The 18,020-nt window shown below is 71.6% G+C and carries 16 protein-coding genes and 1 tRNA gene; 13 read left to right on the top strand and 4 right to left on the bottom strand.

The genetic code is table 11. The features are described 5' to 3' along the window. The first annotated feature begins 256 nt into the window (after window positions 1-256). A complete protein-coding gene (locus tag ACFU97_RS03165) occupies window positions 257-538 on the top strand; it encodes an HU family DNA-binding protein (protein ID WP_007382399.1) in 282 nt (93 codons plus the stop codon). A 269-nt stretch (window positions 539-807) separates the two neighbouring features. Here ACFU97_RS03165 and murA read toward each other — a convergent pair whose 3' ends face one another. After that, entirely contained in the window at window positions 808-2,154 is a 1,347-nt protein-coding gene (gene murA / locus ACFU97_RS03160; RefSeq protein ID WP_384250115.1) for a UDP-N-acetylglucosamine 1-carboxyvinyltransferase, read from the bottom strand. A 254-nt stretch (window positions 2,155-2,408) separates the two neighbouring features. Between murA and ACFU97_RS03155 the strand changes: the two genes are divergently transcribed. From ACFU97_RS03155 to ACFU97_RS03105, 11 genes are all read left to right on the top strand, one after another. After that, window positions 2,409-2,981: a YqgE/AlgH family protein gene (locus ACFU97_RS03155; RefSeq protein ID WP_384250304.1), complete on the top strand. Its 573-nt coding sequence runs from the start codon at window positions 2,409-2,411 to the stop codon at window positions 2,979-2,981. A gap of 30 nt (window positions 2,982-3,011) precedes the next feature. Beyond that, window positions 3,012-3,299: a DUF3039 domain-containing protein gene (locus tag ACFU97_RS03150; protein WP_384250112.1), complete on the top strand. Its 288-nt coding sequence runs from the start codon at window positions 3,012-3,014 to the stop codon at window positions 3,297-3,299. Window positions 3,300-3,519: 220 nt separating this feature from the next. Beyond that, a complete protein-coding gene (locus ACFU97_RS03145) occupies window positions 3,520-4,812 on the top strand; it encodes an extracellular solute-binding protein (protein ID WP_384250109.1) in 1,293 nt (430 codons plus the stop codon). Next, window positions 4,809-5,768, top strand: a complete 960-nt coding sequence (locus ACFU97_RS03140) for a carbohydrate ABC transporter permease (RefSeq protein WP_384250106.1) — start codon at window positions 4,809-4,811, stop codon at window positions 5,766-5,768. The genes ACFU97_RS03145 and ACFU97_RS03140 overlap by 4 nt, the downstream gene beginning before the upstream one ends. Beyond that, window positions 5,765-6,610 carry a carbohydrate ABC transporter permease gene (locus tag ACFU97_RS03135; protein WP_384250103.1) on the top strand — a complete coding sequence of 282 codons (846 nt, stop codon included), beginning with the start codon at window positions 5,765-5,767 and terminating at the stop codon, window positions 6,608-6,610. Before ACFU97_RS03140 ends, ACFU97_RS03135 begins: the two co-directional genes overlap by 4 nt. 1 nt (window position 6,611) lies before the next feature. After that, entirely contained in the window at window positions 6,612-8,252 is a 1,641-nt protein-coding gene (locus ACFU97_RS03130; protein ID WP_384250101.1) for a beta-N-acetylhexosaminidase, read from the top strand. Between the two features lie 244 nt (window positions 8,253-8,496). After that, window positions 8,497-9,390 (top strand): FAD binding domain-containing protein, encoded by an 894-nt coding sequence (locus tag ACFU97_RS03125; RefSeq protein WP_384250099.1) that lies wholly within the window; start codon window positions 8,497-8,499, stop codon window positions 9,388-9,390. Continuing rightward, window positions 9,387-11,114, top strand: a complete 1,728-nt coding sequence (locus ACFU97_RS03120; RefSeq protein WP_384250096.1) for a 2Fe-2S iron-sulfur cluster-binding protein — start codon at window positions 9,387-9,389, stop codon at window positions 11,112-11,114. The genes ACFU97_RS03125 and ACFU97_RS03120 overlap by 4 nt, the downstream gene beginning before the upstream one ends. After that, entirely contained in the window at window positions 11,111-13,420 is a 2,310-nt protein-coding gene (locus ACFU97_RS03115; protein ID WP_384250094.1) for a xanthine dehydrogenase family protein molybdopterin-binding subunit, read from the top strand. The genes ACFU97_RS03120 and ACFU97_RS03115 overlap by 4 nt, the downstream gene beginning before the upstream one ends. Continuing rightward, the gene (locus tag ACFU97_RS03110; RefSeq protein ID WP_384250091.1) at window positions 13,417-13,557 is read left to right on the top strand and encodes a hypothetical protein; all 141 of its coding nucleotides are present in this window, start codon (window positions 13,417-13,419) and stop codon (window positions 13,555-13,557) included. The genes ACFU97_RS03115 and ACFU97_RS03110 overlap by 4 nt, the downstream gene beginning before the upstream one ends. Before the next feature lie 250 nt (window positions 13,558-13,807). Next, entirely contained in the window at window positions 13,808-14,983 is a 1,176-nt protein-coding gene (locus tag ACFU97_RS03105) for an SUKH-4 family immunity protein (protein ID WP_384250089.1), read from the top strand. Between the two features lie 63 nt (window positions 14,984-15,046). Here ACFU97_RS03105 and ACFU97_RS03100 read toward each other — a convergent pair whose 3' ends face one another. Together ACFU97_RS03100 and ACFU97_RS03095 are read right to left on the bottom strand one after the other, a co-directional pair. Further along, window positions 15,047-15,292, bottom strand: a complete 246-nt coding sequence (locus ACFU97_RS03100; protein WP_384250086.1) for a helix-turn-helix domain-containing protein — start codon at window positions 15,290-15,292, stop codon at window positions 15,047-15,049. Further along, the gene (locus ACFU97_RS03095) at window positions 15,292-15,783 is read right to left on the bottom strand and encodes a DUF2975 domain-containing protein (protein WP_384250084.1); all 492 of its coding nucleotides are present in this window, start codon (window positions 15,781-15,783) and stop codon (window positions 15,292-15,294) included. The genes ACFU97_RS03100 and ACFU97_RS03095 overlap by 1 nt, the downstream gene beginning before the upstream one ends. 327 nt (window positions 15,784-16,110) lie before the next feature. On the opposite strand from ACFU97_RS03095, the gene ACFU97_RS03090 reads away from it, so the two are divergent. Next, window positions 16,111-17,877: a trypsin-like serine protease gene (locus tag ACFU97_RS03090; RefSeq protein WP_384250302.1), complete on the top strand. Its 1,767-nt coding sequence runs from the start codon at window positions 16,111-16,113 to the stop codon at window positions 17,875-17,877. A 34-nt stretch (window positions 17,878-17,911) separates the two neighbouring features. On the opposite strand, the gene ACFU97_RS03085 is transcribed toward ACFU97_RS03090, so the two are convergent. After that, window positions 17,912-17,983: transfer RNA gene (locus ACFU97_RS03085), tRNA-Cys, on the bottom strand. Window positions 17,984-18,020: the final 37 nt, after the last annotated feature.

Raw genomic sequence — 18,020 nt, 5'->3', positions numbered from 1 at the left:
CGCCGTTTATCGTGTCGGCCAGGCTCAGGCCCTCTTTTCGTGTGACTCCCAAGGGTGTTCTCACGACTCCTGCGGGTGCCGGATTGGCTTTCGCGCCGCAGGTGGGGGCAGGATGCGTCTCTGGGCGCGAGGGTCTGACGTCGGACCCGGGTCCGGGGCCTCACCGAGGGCCCTGGCAGCATCGGCTTCACCGTGCCCACTCGCGGCTCCGCCGCGTGGCACGCCTCAACGGCAAGAAGAACACGGGAGTAACAACATGAACCGCAGTGAGCTGGTGGCCGCGCTGGCCGACCGCGCCGAGGTGACCCGCAAGGACGCCGACGCCGTGCTGGCCGCGTTCGCCGAGACCGTCGGCGAGATCGTCGCCAAGGGCGACGAGAAGGTCACCATCCCTGGCTTCCTGACCTTCGAGCGCACCCACCGTGCCGCTCGCACCGCGCGCAACCCGCAGACCGGCGACCCGATCCAGATCCCGGCCGGCTACAGCGTGAAGGTCTCCGCGGGCAGCAAGCTCAAGGAAGCCGCGAAGGGCAAGTGACCCCGCCGTCTGTGCATCACGGGACGATGTACGGCGCGTAGCACGTCCGGACGATGCACGGCGCAAGAACGCCAATGGGGCGGCACCCACCAGGGTGCCGCCCCATCGTCGTGCGGATCGCCGTCCGGCAGGCCCTGGGCGTCAGCCGCGCTGTGTCTGCCCGGGGGACGACCCCCGGGCGTCCGGCCGGAAACGGCGCGACCCCGTGCCGCGGCGCGACGCGGCCTGTCGGGCCATGTCCTGCCGCGGGGCGCTCCCCGGGGGCCGGCTCAGCCGAGGGCCTTGCCCGGGAGTTCGACCTTGGCGCCGAGTTCGACCAGCTTCTCCATGAAGTTCTCGTAGCCGCGGTTGATGAGGTCGATGCCGTGGACCCGGGACGTGCCCTGGGCCGCGAGGGCGGCGATGAGGTACGAGAAACCGCCGCGCAGGTCGGGAATGACCAGGTCGGCGCCCTGCAGCTTGGTGGGGCCCGAGACGACGGCCGAGTGCAGGAAGTTGCGCTGGCCGAAGCGGCAGTCCGAGCCGCCCAGGCACTCGCGGTACAGCTGGATGTGAGCACCCATCTGGTTGAGCGCGGAGGTGAAGCCGAGCCGGGACTCGTAGACCGTCTCGTGGATGATCGAGAGGCCGGTGGCCTGGGTCAGGGCGACCACCAGCGGCTGCTGCCAGTCCGTCTGGAAGCCCGGGTGCACGTCCGTCTCCAGCGCGATGGACTTCAACTGGCCGCCGGGGTGCCAGAACCGGATGCCCTGGTCGTCGATCTCGAAGGCGCCACCCACCTTCCGGTAGGTGTTGAGGAACGTCATCATCGAGCGCTGCTGGGCGCCGCGGACGTAGATGTTGCCCTCGGTCGCGAGCGCGGCGGACGCCCACGAGGCGGCCTCCAGGCGGTCGGAGAGGGCGCGGTGGGTGTAACCGCCCAGTTTGTCCACGCCGGTGATGCGGATGGTGCGGTCGGTGTCCATCGCGATGATGGCGCCCATCTTCTGCAGGACGCAGATCAGGTCCTCGATCTCCGGCTCCACGGCCGCGTTCGAGAGCTCCGTGACACCTTCGGCCAGCACCGCGGTGAGCAGTACCTGTTCGGTCGCGCCGACGGACGGGTACGGCAGCCGGATCTTCGTGCCGCGCAGCCGCTGCGGCGCCTCCAGGTACTGCCCGTCCGCCCGCTTCTCGATCCGCGCGCCGAACTGCCGCAGCACGTCGAAGTGGAAGTCGATGGGCCGGCCGCCGATGTCGCAGCCGCCGAGACCCGGGATGAACGCGTGCCCGAGGCGGTGCAGCAGCGGCCCGCAGAAGAGGATCGGGATGCGGCTCGAGCCCGCGTGGGCATCGATGTCAGCCACGTTGGCGCTCTCGACATGCGTCGGGTCCATGACCAGTTCGCCCGGCTCCTCACCCGGACGGACCGTCACACCGTGCAGCTGCAGGAGTCCGCGTACGACACGAACGTCACGGATGTCCGGTACGTTGCGCAGCCGACTCGGTTCACTGCCCAGCAGGGCGGCGACCATGGCCTTCGGTACGAGGTTCTTCGCACCGCGGACACGGATCTCGCCCTCCAGCGGGGTTCCGCCGTGGACAAGCAGGACATCGTCAGAGCCGTTGACGGTCATGTATCTCGCGTTCCGATAAGTGGGACAGGGGCCGGAAGGGAAAGGGTAATCGCCGCCTACCCCCCTTCTGTAAGCCCAAGGCCCACCCAGGTACGTCATAGCTTCGTCACAACACGAACCGCTCCTGGCCGGGCACATGGGGTCACCGAGGCCCATTGTGCGCCGGGCATGCCTCATTCCGCCCTGAGCTGCAATCACCCTTCTTACCCGCATTGCCTCCCCCAGCCCAGGCAAGATGCGGGATCATGTCTGCCATGACCGAGGTGTCCTCGCTCACAGGGCGGTTGCTCGTGGCAACGCCCGCCCTGGCGGACCCGAACTTCGACCGCGCGGTGGTGCTCCTTCTCGACCACGACGAGGAGGGGTCCCTCGGTGTCGTCCTCAATCGCCCGACCCCGGTGGACGTCGGCGACATCCTGGAGGGCTGGGCGGACCTCGCCGGTGAGCCGGGCGTCGTCTTCCAGGGCGGCCCGGTGTCCCTGGACTCGGCGCTGGGGGTGGCGGTCATCCCCGGCGGAGCGAGCGCGGACGGAGCGCCGCTGGGCTGGCGCAGAGTGCACGGCGCGATCGGGCTGGTCGACCTGGAGGCACCGCCGGAGCTGCTCGCCTCGGCCCTCGGTTCCCTGCGGATCTTCGCCGGATACGCGGGCTGGGGTCCCGGCCAGCTGGAGGACGAGCTGGTCGAGGGTGCGTGGTACGTCGTCGAGTCGGAGCCCGGTGACGTCTCGTCCCCGTCGCCGGAAAGACTCTGGCGCGAGGTCCTGCGCCGGCAGCGCAACGAGCTCGCGATGGTGGCCACGTACCCGGACGACCCATCGCTCAACTGATCCGGGTGACCTTCAGTACCCTTGGCACTTATGAGCACTCTTGAGCCCGAGCGCGGGACTGGTACGGGGACCCTCGTTGAGCCGACGCCACAGGTGTCCCACGGCGACGGCGACCACGAGCGCTTCGCCCACTACGTCCAGAAGGACAAGATCATGGCGAGTGCCCTCGACGGGACCCCCGTCGTGGCGCTGTGCGGCAAGGTGTGGGTGCCCGGCCGCGATCCGAAGAAGTACCCCGTGTGTCCCATGTGCAAGGAGATCTACGAGTCCATGGGCGCCGGCGGCGGCGACGACAAGGGCAAGGGCGGCGACAAGTAGCCCTGCTCGCTCCCGCCTGAGAGCCGCGAGGCCCCCGGGGCGCGTTTTGACGCGCTTCGGGGGCCTTTGTGCTGCCCGCCGTTGCAGGGGATGCGTCGGCCGGTCACGAAGTGGTTGAGACCTCTTGTGGTCATGTTCATGTGATCCCTAGCCTCCGTGGTGTTGTGCAGAGCGAAACCGTCATTGCATATGTTGCAACGCCTGCCCGGAGGGTCACTCCATGAAGCTGTCCCCGCGTCTCGCCGTCCTGCTCGCGGCCCTGGCCGTCAGCGCCTGCGCCCCCCAGACGTCCTCCAACTCCTCCTCCGACAAGGACGAGAAGACCGGCACGCTGCGGGTCTGGCTCTTCCAGGAGGTCGGCAACAAGCCGAAGGAGAAGGCCGTCGACGCCGTGGTGGCCGACTTCGAGAAGGCCCACAAGGGCACCAGGGTCCACGTCGAGTACATCCCGGTCGAGACCCGGGCCCAGCGCGTCAAGGCCGCCTTCAACGACCCGAAGTCCGCGCCCGACGTGATGGAGTTCGGCAACACCGACACGGCCGGCTACGTGAAGGACGGCGGACTCCTCGACGTCACCAAGGAGTTCGGCGCCTGGAAGGAGTCCAAGGACACCGACCCCACCGCGAAGACGTCCGTCACCGTCGACGGCCGGCTCTACGGCTCCCCGTACTACGTCGGCGTCCGCGCCCTGTACTACCGCACGGACGTCTTCAAGGACCTGGGCCTGCAACCGCCGAGGACCATGGACGAGTTGGCGTCCACCGCCCGCAAGATCCACGCCGCGAGGCCCGGTCTCTACGGCATCGTCGTCGGCGGCGCCTACACGTACGGCGCCATGCCCTTCGTCTGGGCCAACGGCGGTGAACTCGCCACCGGCAAGGGCGGTTCGTACGCCTCCGCCATCGACAGCGCGGCCGCGCAGAAGGGCATCAAGGCGTACACCTCGCTCTTCGGCGACGCCAACTGCCCCGCGGCCAAGTGCGCGGGCATGGGCGGCAACGACACGATCACCGCGTTCGCGGCCGGCAAGGCCGGCATGGCGATCGGCGGCGACTTCAGCCACACCGCCGTCGAGGCCGGCAAGGTCAAGGGCAAGTACGCCGTCGTACCGCTGCCTGGCGTGAAGTCCGGGTCGATCGCACCCGCCTTCGCGGGCGGCAACAACATCGGCGTGCTCAGGAGCACCTCGCACCGCACCCTCGCCGTCGACCTGATGGAACAGCTCACCTCGAAGAAGACGCAGGCCGCCATGTTCGGCGCGATGGGCTTCCTGCCGACGTTCGCGGACGTCCGTGCGCAGGTGGCCGCGGAGCACCCGTACGTGAAGCCGTTCGCGCAGACCCTCTCCGCCGGGACCAAGTTCGTGCCGGCCTCGGCGGGTTGGTCCCAGATCGACTCCCAGCTGGTGCTGCCGACGATGCTCCAGGAGGTCATCAGCGGCAAGAAGGACGTGGGCGCCGCCGCTGAGGAGGCGGCGAAGAAGATGAACGACGCGTTCGGCTCCGTCGGATGACGGCGCCTGCCGGCTCGGGGGTCGCCGAGCGCCGGCGGGAGCGGGTCGTCGGTGGCCGATCGCACAGTTCCCCGCGCCCCTTGAGGGGGTGGGCCGTCCCCTGGCTCTATCTGGCGCCGGCGCTCGTCGTTCTTGGCGGGCTGCTGCTCTATCCGATCTACCAGCTCGGGCTGATCTCGTTCTTCCACTACACGCAGGCGCAGGTCAGCGGGGGCGAGCCGACCACCTTCGAGGGGTTCGGGAACTACTCCCGGCTGTTCTCCGACGGAGAGTTCTGGCGCGTGCTGCTGGCCACCGTGCTGTTCGCGGCGGCTTGCGTCGTGTCGACGCTCGCCGTCGGGTGCGCGCTCGCGGTGCTGCTCACCCGGGTGCGGGCGCTGCCGCGGCTGGCGCTGATGCTGGCCGCGCTGGGCGCGTGGGCGACCCCGGCCGTCACGGGGTCGACGGTCTGGCTGTTCCTCTTCGACCCCGACTTCGGGCCGGTCGACCGCGTGCTCGGGCTCGGCGACCACTCCTGGACGTACGGACGGCTGAGCGCCTTCCTCCTCGTCCTGCTCGAAGTGGTGTGGTGCTCCTTCCCGTTCGTCATGGTCACGGTGTACGCCGGCATCCGCGCCGTACCGGCCGAGGTGCTGGAGGCCGCCGCGCTCGACGGCGCCTCGCAGTGGCGCATCTGGCGCTCGGTGCTCGCGCCGATGCTGCGCCCGATCCTGACCGTCGTCACCATCCAGTCGGTCATCTGGGACTTCAAGGTCTTCACGCAGATCTACGTCATGACGGGGGGCGGCGGCATCGCGGGCCAGAACCTGGTCCTGAACGTCTACGCCTACCAGCAGGCGTTCGCGTCCTCGCAGTACAGCCTGGGCTCGGCGATCGGCGTGGTGATGCTGCTGATCCTGCTCGCCGTGACGCTGGTGTACCTGCGGCTGCTGCGCCGCCAGGGGGAGGAGCTGTGAATCTTCTGCGCGCGCGTGTGCGGCGCCCGGGGCGGCTCGCGGCGGAGGCCTCGGCGCTGCTGATCGCCGTCGTCGTGGCCTTCCCGCTGTACTGGATGGTGCTGAGCGCCTTCAAGCCGGCCGGAGAGATCGAGTCGAGCGAGCCGCGGCCGTGGACCAGGGCGCCTTCGCTGGATTCCTTCCGGCGGGTGTTCGGGCAGCAGGATTTCGGCCGGTATTTCGTCAACAGCCTGGTGGTGGCGGGCAGTGTCGTGCTCGTCTCGGCGTTCATCGCCTTTCTCGCCGCGACCGCCGTGACCCGATTCCGCTTCCGCTTCCGGACCACCCTGCTGATCATGTTTCTGGTGGCGCAGATGGTGCCGGTGGAGGCGCTCACCATCCCCTTGTTCTTCCAGATGCGGGACTTCGGTCTGCTGAACACACTCGGCTCGCTGATCCTGCCGCACATCGCCTTCTCGCTGCCGTTCGCGATCTGGATGCTGCGGGGGTTTGTGAAGGCGGTTCCGGAAGCCCTGGAGGAGGCCGCCTACCTCGACGGCGCGAGCCGTGCGCGATTTCTGTGGCAGATCCTTTTCCCGCTCGTCCTGCCGGGCCTCGTGGCGACGAGCGTGTTCTCCTTCATCTCCGCCTGGAACGACTTCCTCTACGCCAAGTCCTTCATCATCAGCGACACTTCGCAGTCGACCCTGCCGATGGCGTTGCTGGTGTTCTACAAGCCGGACGACCCGGACTGGGGAGGCGTCATGGCCGCCTCCACGGTGATGACCGTTCCGGTGCTGGTGTTCTTCGTACTCGTACAGCGACGGCTGGTCTCCGGACTGGGCGGAGCGGTAAAGGACTGACGTGACTTCAGAGACGGAACTGATTCCCGCGCCGAACAGCATCGCGCAGGCACTGCCCGGCGGGGGCGTGGGCTACGTCCTCGACGCCGGGACGGAGGTCGACGCGGGTCCCGGCACCGAGCGGGTCGCGCAGTGGCTGCGCGCCACCGTCGGTGCGGCGACCGGACTTCCGCTGCGGCCCCACACCGACAGCGGCAGCCGCATCATGCTGCGCATCGACCCGCGGGACGCCGAAGGCCCGGAGGCCTACGGCCTGGTCGTCGACGGGTATCTGATCCAGCTCAGAGGGGCCGACGAGGCCGGGCTGTTCTACGCCGCCCAGACCTTCCGCCAGCTCCTCGGCCCCGACGCCTTCCGACGGGCGCCGGTCACCCCGAAGCGGCGGTGGGAGGTGCCCGCGGTCAGCATCGGCGACGCGCCCCGCTTCCGCTGGCGCGGCCTCATGCTCGACGTCGCCCGGCACTTCATGCCCAAGGACGGCGTCCTGCGCCAGCTCGACCTGATGGCCGCGCACAAACTCAACGTCCTCCACTTCCACTTGACGGACGACCAGGGCTGGCGCATCGAGATCCGGCGGTACCCGAAGCTGACGGAGACCGGCTCCTGGCGGGTGCGCACCAAATTCGGCCACCGCGCCTCACCGCTGTGGGAGGACAAGCCGCACGGCGGCTTCTACACCCAGGACGACATCCGCGAGATCGTCGCCTACGCCGCCGAGCGGCATATCACCGTCGTCCCCGAAATCGACGTACCGGGACACTCGCAGGCCGCCATCGCCGCGTACCCGGAACTCGGCAACACCGACGTCATCGACACCACCGCCCTCTCCGTCTGGGACTCCTGGGGAATCTCTCCCAACGTACTCGCGCCCACCGACAACACCCTTCGCTTCTACGAGGGGGTGTTCGAGGAAGTGCTGGAGCTGTTCCCCTCGGAGTTCGTCCACGTGGGCGGCGACGAATGCCGCAAGGACCAGTGGCGGCAGTCGCCGGCCGCGCAGGCCCGTATCGCGGAACTCGGGCTGGCGGACGAGGACGCGTTGCAGTCCTGGTTCGTCGGGCACTTCGACAGCTGGCTGAGCGCGCGCGGGCGCCGGCTCATCGGCTGGGACGAAATCATCGAGGGCGGTCTCGCCAAGGGCGCGGCGGTGTCCTCGTGGCGCGGCTACGCGGGCGGGGTCGCCGCCGCGCGGGCGGGCCACGACGTCGTCATGTGCCCCGAGCAGTACGTGTATCTGGACCACCGGCAGGCGGCGGGCGAGGAGGAGCCGGTGCCGATCGGCTTCGTCCGCACCCTGGAGGACGTCTACCGGTTCGAGCCGGTGCCCGCGCAGCTCACCGGGGACGAGGCCCGTCATGTGCTCGGCACGCAGGCCAACGTGTGGACCGAGGTGATGGAGGATCAGGGGCGCGTGGACTACCAGACGTACCCGAGGCTCTCGGCCTTCGCGGAGGTGGCCTGGAGCGACCTGCCCGCCCCGGCCGAGCGGGACTTCGCCGGCTTCGAGCGGCGGATGTCCGCGCACTACCGGCGACTTGACGCCCTGGGGGTGGGCTACCGGCCGCCGGCCGGCCCGCTGCCCTGGCAGCAGCGCCCCGGGGTGCTCGGGCGGCCCATCGAGGGAGCGCCCCCGAACAGGTAGCCCAGCTCCCGAACAGGTGAGGCAAAAGCATCGTAAGCATCACCGAAGAGTGCCAATCGGAGCGCTTCGGTGATGCCGTGCGAAAACGGGCCATCTCGCTGGTGAGGTGGGCGAATGCCTCCTAGTGGACCCCTGTCTTCGGCCCTTGCGAAGATGTGCCAGAGTTGCCACGTCCGCCCTGTCAGCACGTACCGTACGGCAACACAGGTGGGACCAGGTGGGGCAGCGGGAAGGGGCAGCCGGTTTGACCACGCACGCACCGCAGGCGGCGCAGGCCGTCACGCTGCCCACGACGCTCGACGAGGCCGTGGCGGCGCTCACCGCCGTGCCCACCGCCGTGCCGGTGGCAGGCGGCACCGATCTCATGGCCGCCGTCAACTCCGGGCAGCTCCGGCCGTCCGCGCTGGTCGGGCTCGGCAGGATCAGCGAGATCCGCGGCTGGCAGTACCAGGACGGACACGCCCTGCTGGGCGCCGGGCTCACGCACGCGCGCATGGGCCGCCCCGACTTCGCCGCGCTGATCCCGGCGCTCGCCGCCGCCGCGCGCGCGGCCGGCCCGCCGCAGATCCGCAATGCGGGCACCCTGGGCGGCAACATCGCCTCGGCCGCCCCCACCGGGGACGCGCTGCCGGTGCTGGCCGCCCTGGAGGCGACCCTGATCATCGCGGGCCCGGGCGGGGCCCGCCGCGAGCTGCCGGTGTCGCACCTGCTGGCGGGTGTGGACATGCTGCGCGGCGGCGAACTCATCGGGTACGTGCGCGTGCCGCTGCTGCACGCGCCGCAGGTCTTCCTGAAGGCGACCGGCCGCACCGGCCCCGGGCGCGCGGTCGCCTCCGTCGCCCTCGTCCTCGACCCCGCCCGGCGCGGAGTGCGGTGCGCCGTCGGTGCCATAGCGCCGATGCCGCTCAGGCCCCTGGACGCCGAGCAGTGGGTCGCCCGGCTCATCGACTGGGACAACGGCCGCACGATCGTCCCGGACGCGCTGAACGCCTTCGGGGAGTACGTCGCCGCGGCCTGCATCCCCGACCCCGTCCCCGAGGCGGACGGCAGCGTCCAGCCGCTCCCGCCCGCCGTACTGCACCTGCGGCGCACCGTCGCCGCGCTGGCCCGACGAGCACTGGGGAGGGCGCTGTCGTGAGCGACGACCAGCACGGAGAGGGCACGCCCCGCAGCGGCGGCCGCTGGGACCCGCTGCCCCAGGGCGACTACGACGACGGCGCCACCGCCTTCGTGAAACTCCCGGAGGGCGGCATCGAAGCCCTGCTGGCCGGCGAGGGCAGCCCGCTCGCGGCGCCCGGCCACGGGTACGTGCCGCCGCCGATAACGCCCGACCCGGAGTCGGCCGCGGGGGGCGACCCGAACGCCGGCGCCTGGGGGGCGCCCGCCGACGGTGGCCGGTGGCCCGACCCGAACGCCGTGCCGCAGGAGGGCGCGGACGACCGGTTCTCGTACAACCCGGCGGCCACCCAGCAGTGGAACTTCGAGGAGCCCGCGGGCACAGAGCCGGGGTCCGCCCCCGGGCACGACGTGACCGGGCAGTGGTCGATCCCCGTCGCCGGAGGCGACCTTCCGGACGAATCGGGCGAGTTCACCACGTCGTCCCTGGTGCAGCAGTGGGGCGGTACCCCGCCCGCCACGCTTCCCGGCGGCGCCGCGGCCCCCTGGGCGACGGACGGCGCGGGACAGCAGTGGGCCCCGCCGCAGTCCGAGGAGCAGGCCCCGCACGGCGAGGAGTCCGGACCGGGGCACGCGCCCGCCGAGACTCCCGGCCACCCGTACGAGCGCCCCGCGGCGCACCCCGGCGGCCGCCCGCCCGCGGAGCCGGACCCGGCCGCGCACGAGGCGGACGGCGCGCGGGCGCACACCGCGGACCGGTCCCGGGCGCGGGCCGCCGAGGACCACGCCCGCCCGCACAGCAGCGATCCGTACGCGGAGGCGCCCGCCGACGGCCGCTACGCCGAGACGCCCGCCGAGGGCACCGTGGACGCCGCACAGGACCCGCACGGGCCCGGTGAGGTCCCTGGGGCGGACGAGGCCTCCCAGGGGCCCGCAGAGGCGCCTGAGGAGGCCGTGGAGCGGCGTGCGGAGCCCGCGGCGGACGCCGCCCCCGCACCCGCCGCCCCCAACGCGCCCGCGCCCGACGGGAGTTCGGCCGGACCGCAGTCCGCCGACGAGCAGGACGCCGAGGGCGAGGCGCCGCCGCCGTTCCCCGGCGAGGAGCACCCCCTCGCCTCCTACGTGCTGCGCGTGAACGGCGTGGAGCGCCCCGTCTCGGACGCCTGGATCGGCGAGTCGCTGCTGTACGTGCTGCGCGAGCGCCTGGGGCTCGCGGGCGCCAAGGACGGCTGCTCGCAGGGCGAGTGCGGGGCGTGCAACGTGCAGGTCGACGGGCGGCTCGTGGCCTCCTGCCTGGTACCCGCCGTGACCGCCGCCGGCAGCGAGGTCCGCACGGTCGAGGGGCTCGCCGTCGACGGCCAGCCCTCCGACGTGCAGCGCGCGCTCGCCCGGTGCGGCGCCGTGCAGTGCGGCTTCTGCGTGCCCGGCATGGCGATGACCGTGCACGACCTGCTGGAGGGCAACCCGGCGCCCACCCGCCTGGAGACCCGCCAGGCGCTGTGCGGCAACCTGTGCCGCTGCTCCGGCTACCGCGGCGTGGTGGAGGCCGTCCAGGAGGTCGTCGCCGAACGCGAGGCGCTGTCCGCGGGCGACCCCTCCGAACAGGACGGCGACGAGGCCCGTATCCCTCACCAGGCGGGCCCGGGAGCCGGCGGCGTCAACGCGTCGGGGTTCGAGTCACCCGGTGCCCAGGCGGCGCCGGGACCGCATGACCAGCCGTACGGCCAGGACGGAGGCCAGGCGTGAGCAACGAAACCGTGACAGCGACCGCCGCGACGGAGCCGGTACCCGCCCCCGAGCCCCTGCCGCACGGCCTCGGCGCCTCCCTGCCGGCCGCGGACACCCGCGCCAAGACCGAGGGCACCTTCCCGTACGCGGCCGACCTGTGGGCCGAGGGCCTGCTGTGGGCCGCCGTGCTGCGCTCCCCGCACCCGCACGCGCGCATCGTCTCCATCGACACCACCCACGCGCGCGAGATGCCCGGCGTACGCGCCGTCGTCACGCACGAGGACGTGCCGGGCGACGCGCGCTACGGCCGCGGCAGCGCCGACCGGCCGGTGTTCGCCTCCGAGGTCGTACGCCACCACGGCGAGCCCATCGCCGCCGTGGCCGCCGACCACCCCGACACCGCGCGGATGGCCGCCGCGGCCGTCATCGTCGAGTACGAGGTGCTCGACCCGGTGATCGACCCCGAGCTGGCCTTCGAGGCCGAGCCGCTGCACCCCGACGGCAACCTGATCCGGCACATCCCGCTGCGCCACGGCGACCCGGAGGCGGCCGGCGACATCGTCGTCGAGGGCCAGTACCGCATCGGCCGGCAGGACCCGGCCCCCATCGGCGCCGAGGCCGGCCTCGCCGTGCCCCGCCCCGACGGCGGCGTCGAGCTCTACCTGGCCTCCACCGACCCGCACGCCGACCGCGACACCGCCGCCGCCTGCTTCGGCCTCGAACCCGAGCGCGTCAAGATCGTCGTCACCGGTGTGCCCGGCGCGACCGCCGACCGCGAGGACCAGGGCTTCCAGCTGCCGCTCGGCCTGCTCGCGCTCAGAACGGGCTGCCCGGTGAAGCTCACCGCGACGCGCGAAGAGTCCTTCCTCGGCCACACCCACCGGCACCCGACGCTCCTGCGCTACCGCCACCACGCCGACGCCGAGGGCAGGCTGGTGAAGGTCGAGGCGCAGATCCTGCTCGACGCGGGCGCCTACGCCGACACCTCCGCCGAGGCACTGGCCGCCGCCGTGGCCTTCGCCTGTGGCCCCTACGTCGTCCCGAACGCCTTCATCGAGGGCTGGGCCGTACGCACCAACAACCCGCCCTCCGGCCATGTGCGCGGCGAGGGCGCGATGCAGGTCTGCGCCGCCTACGAGGCGCAGATGGACAAGCTCGCCAAGAAGCTGGGCATCGACCCGGCGGAGCTGCGCCTGCGCAACGCCATGGCCACCGGGGACGTCCTGCCGACGGGACAGACGGTGACCTGCCCGGCGCCGGTCGCCGAACTCCTGCAAGCGGTACGGGACTTCCCCCTGCCGCCGCTGCCCAAGGACACCCCCGAGGACGAGTGGCTGCTGCCGGGCGGCCCCGAGGGCGCGGGCGAACCGGGCGCGGTGCGCCGGGGCGTGGGCTACGGCCTGGGCATGGTGCACATGCTCGGCACCGAGGGCGCCGACGAGGTCTCCACGGCCACCGTCAAGGTCCAGGACGGTGTGGCGACCGTGCTCTGCGCGGCCGTCGAGACCGGCCAGGGGTTCACCACGCTGGCCCGCCAGATCGTCCAGGAGACCCTCGGCATCGACGAGGTGCACGTCGCGCCCGTCGACACCGACCAGCCTCCGGCCGGCGCGGGCTGCCGCGGCCGTCACACCTGGGTGTCGGGCGGGGCGGTGGAGCGCGCGGCGAAGATGGTCCGCACCCAGCTCCTGCAGCCCCTCGCCCACAAGTTCGGCATGTCGACGGAGCTGCTGCAGATCACCGACGGCAAGATCACGTCGTACGACGGCGTCCTGTCGACCACCGTCACCGAGGCGATGGACGGCAAGGAGCTGTGGGCGACCGCGCAGTGCCGTCCGCACCCCACCGAGCCGCTGAACGAGGCCGGTCAGGGCGACGCGTTCGTGGGCATGTCCTTCTGCGCGATCCGCGCGGTGGTGGACGTGGACATCGAACTCGGTTCGGTACGGGTCGTGGAGCTGGCGCTCGCGCAGGACGTGGGCCGGGTGCTCAACCCCGCCCAGCTGGCCGCCCGGATCGAGGCCGGCGTCACCCAGGGCGTGGGCATCGCGCTGACGGAGAACCTGCGCACCGCGCGCGGGCTGATCCGCCACCCGGACCTCACGGGCTACGCGCTCCCGACCGCCCTGGACGCCCCGGACCTCCGGATCGTCAAGCTCGTCGAGGAGCGCGACGTGGTCGCCCCCTTCGGCGCGAAGGCGGTCAGCGCGGTCCCGGTGGTCACCTCCCCGGCGGCGATCGCCTCCGCGGTGCGCGCCGCCACGGGACGCCCGGTGAACCGACTCCCGATAAGGCCCCAGGCAGCGGTGGTGACGGACCGATGACCAACCCGGAACCCGAACCCGGCTCCGACGAACCCCGCTACGAACCCCCGCCCAGCGTCGGCAAGTTGCTGGTCTGGCTGCTGGTGTTCATGGTGGCGGCGCTGGCTGTCGTGCTGGGCGGCGTGTACTTCACCTAGGCCGTCCGCCGGTGCCTGTGCTTTTACCGCTGCCGCTGCCGCTGCCGCTGCCGGTTGGGGTGATCCTTCGATCCTTGCCGCACGGGAACGGACGAGGCGATCTCTGCGTCCTGTGATCCAGAGGGCGTTGTCAGTGGCGAGGCGTAGTGTTCTGGGCAGTGGGGACGGCTGCCCGGGTCGTACGGCGTCATGACGCGCACCCGGCCGTGCCCTGCACGGGGACTGTGGGCAAGCACATGCGGGGGACGCAATGAGCACGACCGGTGCCGCCATGACGGCGATCACCCTGAGCGAGGACCAGCTCGATCCGTACGTCACGCACGCGCCGACGCGCCGCCGGCTGACGGGGCCCGGACTGCCGGGCGACTGCCACCTGTTCACCTTCGAGGAGCTGTGCCGGGAGGGCCTGCGCACGGTCGGGGACTCCACGGGTGACCCCGGCGGGCGCCTGACGGCGGAGCTGCGGGACCAGCTGGTGATCGGCGCGCTGCTCGATCCGCGGGGCGCGGCGGGGGAGTCGGTGCTGCTGGACGGCGCGACGGGCGCGGTGACGACGACGTCCTTCCTCCACGACCGCCCGGACCTGATGGACCGCCGGCCCCTCGCCCCGTCCCTCACGACGCTGGTGCGCTTCGCCACGGCCGCGGACGAACTGGCCGGGCTGCGGGGCCAGTTCGCCTCCTACGCCGGCCGGTACGGCCCGAAGGCGGCGGCGGAGGCGACCCGTCATCTGCTGGCGCTGTTCGAGGAGGGCACGGACGGCGAGATCCCGCCGTTCTGGAAGGCGGCCGCGCTGATCCGCCCCCTCGCCCTGGTGCCGGGCCCGGGTGCCGCCTCCGGGCTCGCCCTGGACCTTCCCGCCCGGCTGCTGGACCGGGAGTTCGGCCCCGGCAGGATGTGGCGCTTCGAGGACGTCGACTTCCCCTCGACGCTCACGCACGAGCCGACCCGCCGCTTCCTGCGCGAGACGGGACTGCCGGAGGGCGGCACCCTGCTCCACCTCGACACGGACGTACCCCTGCCGACCCTGGCCGAGCACTACGCGTACCAGGGCCCCTACGGCTTCGACCCCGCCCGGCTGCCGCACAGGGCCTCGCACCTGATCCGGCTCGGCCACCTCGTCGAGGGCAACAGCCTGGTCGTGGACGGCGAGACGGGCGAGGTCCTCAACTGGAGCGAGCCGGACGCCGTCCTGTTCCCGCTGAACACGGACGTCTCCACGCTGGCCTTCACCCTCTGGCTCCTGCACCGCGAGAGAGCCATGGGCGCGAACCTGCCGGGCGAGCCGATGAGCGACGCCCACGATCAGCTGGCCCTGGCGATGATCCACACCTTGTCGTCGATCGACCCGGCCACCATGACGACGCCCCCGGCCCATCACTACTGGACGAGGGCGTTCCTGGAGGAGGGGTGCGGAGTGCTGTGACGGGAGCGGCGCCGCACCCGGCCGCGCCGCGGGGCACGTCATCCGGCTGCGGCGCGGGGCACCTCATCCGGTCGCGGCGCGCGGCACGTCATCCGGTTGCGCGCTCTCGGCCTCCCAGCGCAGCAGGTCGCCCGGCTGGCACTCGAGCACCTCGCAGAGGGCGGCGAGCGTGGCGAAGCGCACCGCCTTGGCGCGGCCGTTCTTGAGGACCGCCAGGTTGGCCGGCGTGATCCCCACGCGGTCCGCGAGCTCGCCCACGGACATCTTCCGCCTGGCCAGCATCACGTCGATGTCGACGGCGATCGGCATCAGATCACCTCGTCCAACTCGGCCTGCATCTGCGTCGCTTCGACATCGCGGGCGACGGCCTGGGCGAGCAGCATCCGCAGGACGAGCACGATGAGCGCGACCCCCAGGATGGCCACGCCGATCCCGGCCATGATGACGGTGACACCCGGATCGTCCCGCTGGCCCGGCGCGTTGACGGCGGTGACCGCGAACCACACGCAGGCGGCTCCGACGATCGCGCCGATGACCCCGTTCACGTAGCGGAAGGCGTCGTCGGAGAACACGGTTCCGCGCCGCACCATCGCCACCAGCCGCCAGACGCAGACCAGTGCGACCTGGACGCAGACCATGCCCAGGATCGTGATCACCCGCAGCGAGGTCAGCGGCAGCGACCCGTCCTCCTGGTCCTTCCCGCCGATCAGCACCCAGACCAGACCCGCCTGCACGAACACGGTGCCGGCGAACACCACCACGAGCACGGCGCGCAGCGCACGCACGGCCAGCTTTCCCATGACCCACCATCCCATCGAGTTGCGATGGGAATCTATCGAATATCGATAGGTCACGCAAGACCGGAATCACTGAGGTCTCCCGTGGGACGCTCCGGTGTGACCGCTCCGGTGTGACCACTCCAGGAAGGCCCGGTGAACGGCCGGTGACGAAGAGCGGGCTTTCGGCGCTGAGACGGAAGGGGCGCACCTGGTGTCCCTTCCGTCTCATGTTCCTCAGGGGGGACCTTCGTGACCACGACCCCGTCCGGCGGCCGTCACAGACGCCGGATACGCCTCGCCCTGCCCCTCGCCGCCGCCGGTGTCGCCGCGGCCGTCGCCGCCGCGGTGATGACCTCGTCCGCCGGAGCGGCCACGGCCCTGCCGGCGCCGGCGGCCAAGCCGGTCATCAGCTCGCTCTCGCTCTCCACCCTGGAGAAGCGCGTGGCGGGCGCCCTGGACGGCGGAGCCGCCGCGGACGGGACGACCGGGAAGGCGGCGCTGAGCTCGGGTACGACCACGTCGGGCGTGGACCCGAAGATCATCGGCGGGGCCACGACCACCATCGCCTCGGCCCCCTGGGCGGCCCAGCTCTGGTACCACGACGACAGGGGCACCACCGACACCGCCGACGACGTGAGCTTCCTCTGCGGCGGCGCGGTCGTGGCGCCGACGAAGATCCTCACCGCCGCCCGCTGCGTCAGGAACGAGAACAAGAGCTACAACTGGCAGGCCTACGGCGCCGTCGTCACCGGCACCGACCAGCTGCCCACCACCGACGCCGCCGGCACCACGGACCTGCACGGCGGTCAGGCCACGGCCGTGCTGCGCCAGTGGTGGCAGCCGGGGTACGACCCGGTGGACAAGGAGTCGGGCAGGAACGGCGACGACCTCGGCATGCTGACCCTGGCGGTCCCGGTGAAGGCCACGCCGATCCGCATGGTCACCTCCGGCGACACCGCCTCGTACGCCGCCGGGACCAGCGCCAAGGTCTACGGCTGGGGCCGTACCAGCTCCACCGGCCAGGACGTCTCCCAGACGCTGCGCACGGCCTCGCTGACCCTGCAGTCCGACAGCACCTGCTCCGCCACCTACGACCTGGGGTTCGTCGCGCGCGAGATGGTCTGCGCGGGCACCCAGACCGGCAGCGACGACGGCACCAGCGCGGTGTGCGACGGTGACTGGGGCGGGCCGCTCGTGGTGGGCGGCAGGATCATCGGCGTGGCCTCCTGGGGCTACTACGGCGACTGCGCGGCGAAGGCCAAGTACAGCGTCTTCACCAGGGTGAGCTCCTACGTCGGCTCCGCCTACGCACAGATCGACGACACCAACCTGAGCATCTTCAACAAGAAGAACGACGGCAGGGCCGACATCTTCGTCCGGGAGCACTCCACGAAGACCGGCTACGAGAAGGACTCCGGCGGCACCGCCTTCGGCGCCCGCGCCTCGTGGGGCAACTGGGGCGCCGTCAACGCGGTCGTCCAGACGGACCTCAACCGGGACGGCTTCCAGGACCTGCTCTACCGGGTGAGCTCCACCGGTGACGTGTACTGGGAGCACTTCGTCCTCAACAGCGCCCGCACGGGCGGGTCCTGGACCGACACGAAGATCGCCACCGCCTGGAAGACCCGCACCCGGATCATCGCGCCGGGCGACGTCAACGGCGACTACGTGCCCGACCTCCTGTCGGTGGACTCCGCCGGCACGATGTGGGTCTACCCGGGCAAGGGCAACGGCACCTTCTCCACCCGCTACTCGGTGCGCACCGGCTGGAACCAGTACAACTCCGTGCGCGGCCACGGCGACTTCACCGGCGACGGCAAGGCGGACCTGATCGCCCGCCAGGCCGGCACGGGCGACCTGTACCTCTACAAGGGCACCGGCAAGACCGGCTCCGAGGCCTTCTCGTCCCGGATCAAGGTCCGCAGCGCCTGGACCGGCTACAACGCCTTCGACGCGGTCGGCGACATCACCGGCGACGGCATCGCCGACTACCTGGCCCGCACCCCGTCCGGCACGCTCTACCTCTACAAGGGCACAGCCCAGGCAACGACGGCCGTCTTCGCCGCCCGCCTCTCGGTCGGCAACGGGTTCCAGTACTACGACATCTGGGGCTGAGCCCGAAGACGCCCGGACCAGGTTGAACCAGCGGAGGCCGTGGCGGGAATCGAACCCGCGTAACTCGCTTTGCAGGCGAGTCCCTCAACCACTCGGGCACACGGCCGGGGAACCGGAGCGGGGTGGTGCGCTCCGGGCTCGGT

The organism is Streptomyces sp. NPDC057616 (assembly GCF_042800575.1).
Lineage (GTDB): Bacteria > Actinomycetota > Actinomycetes > Streptomycetales > Streptomycetaceae > Streptomyces.
The sequence above is the reverse complement of the archived record's forward strand: the minus strand, read 5'-3'. Positions and strand labels throughout refer to the sequence as shown.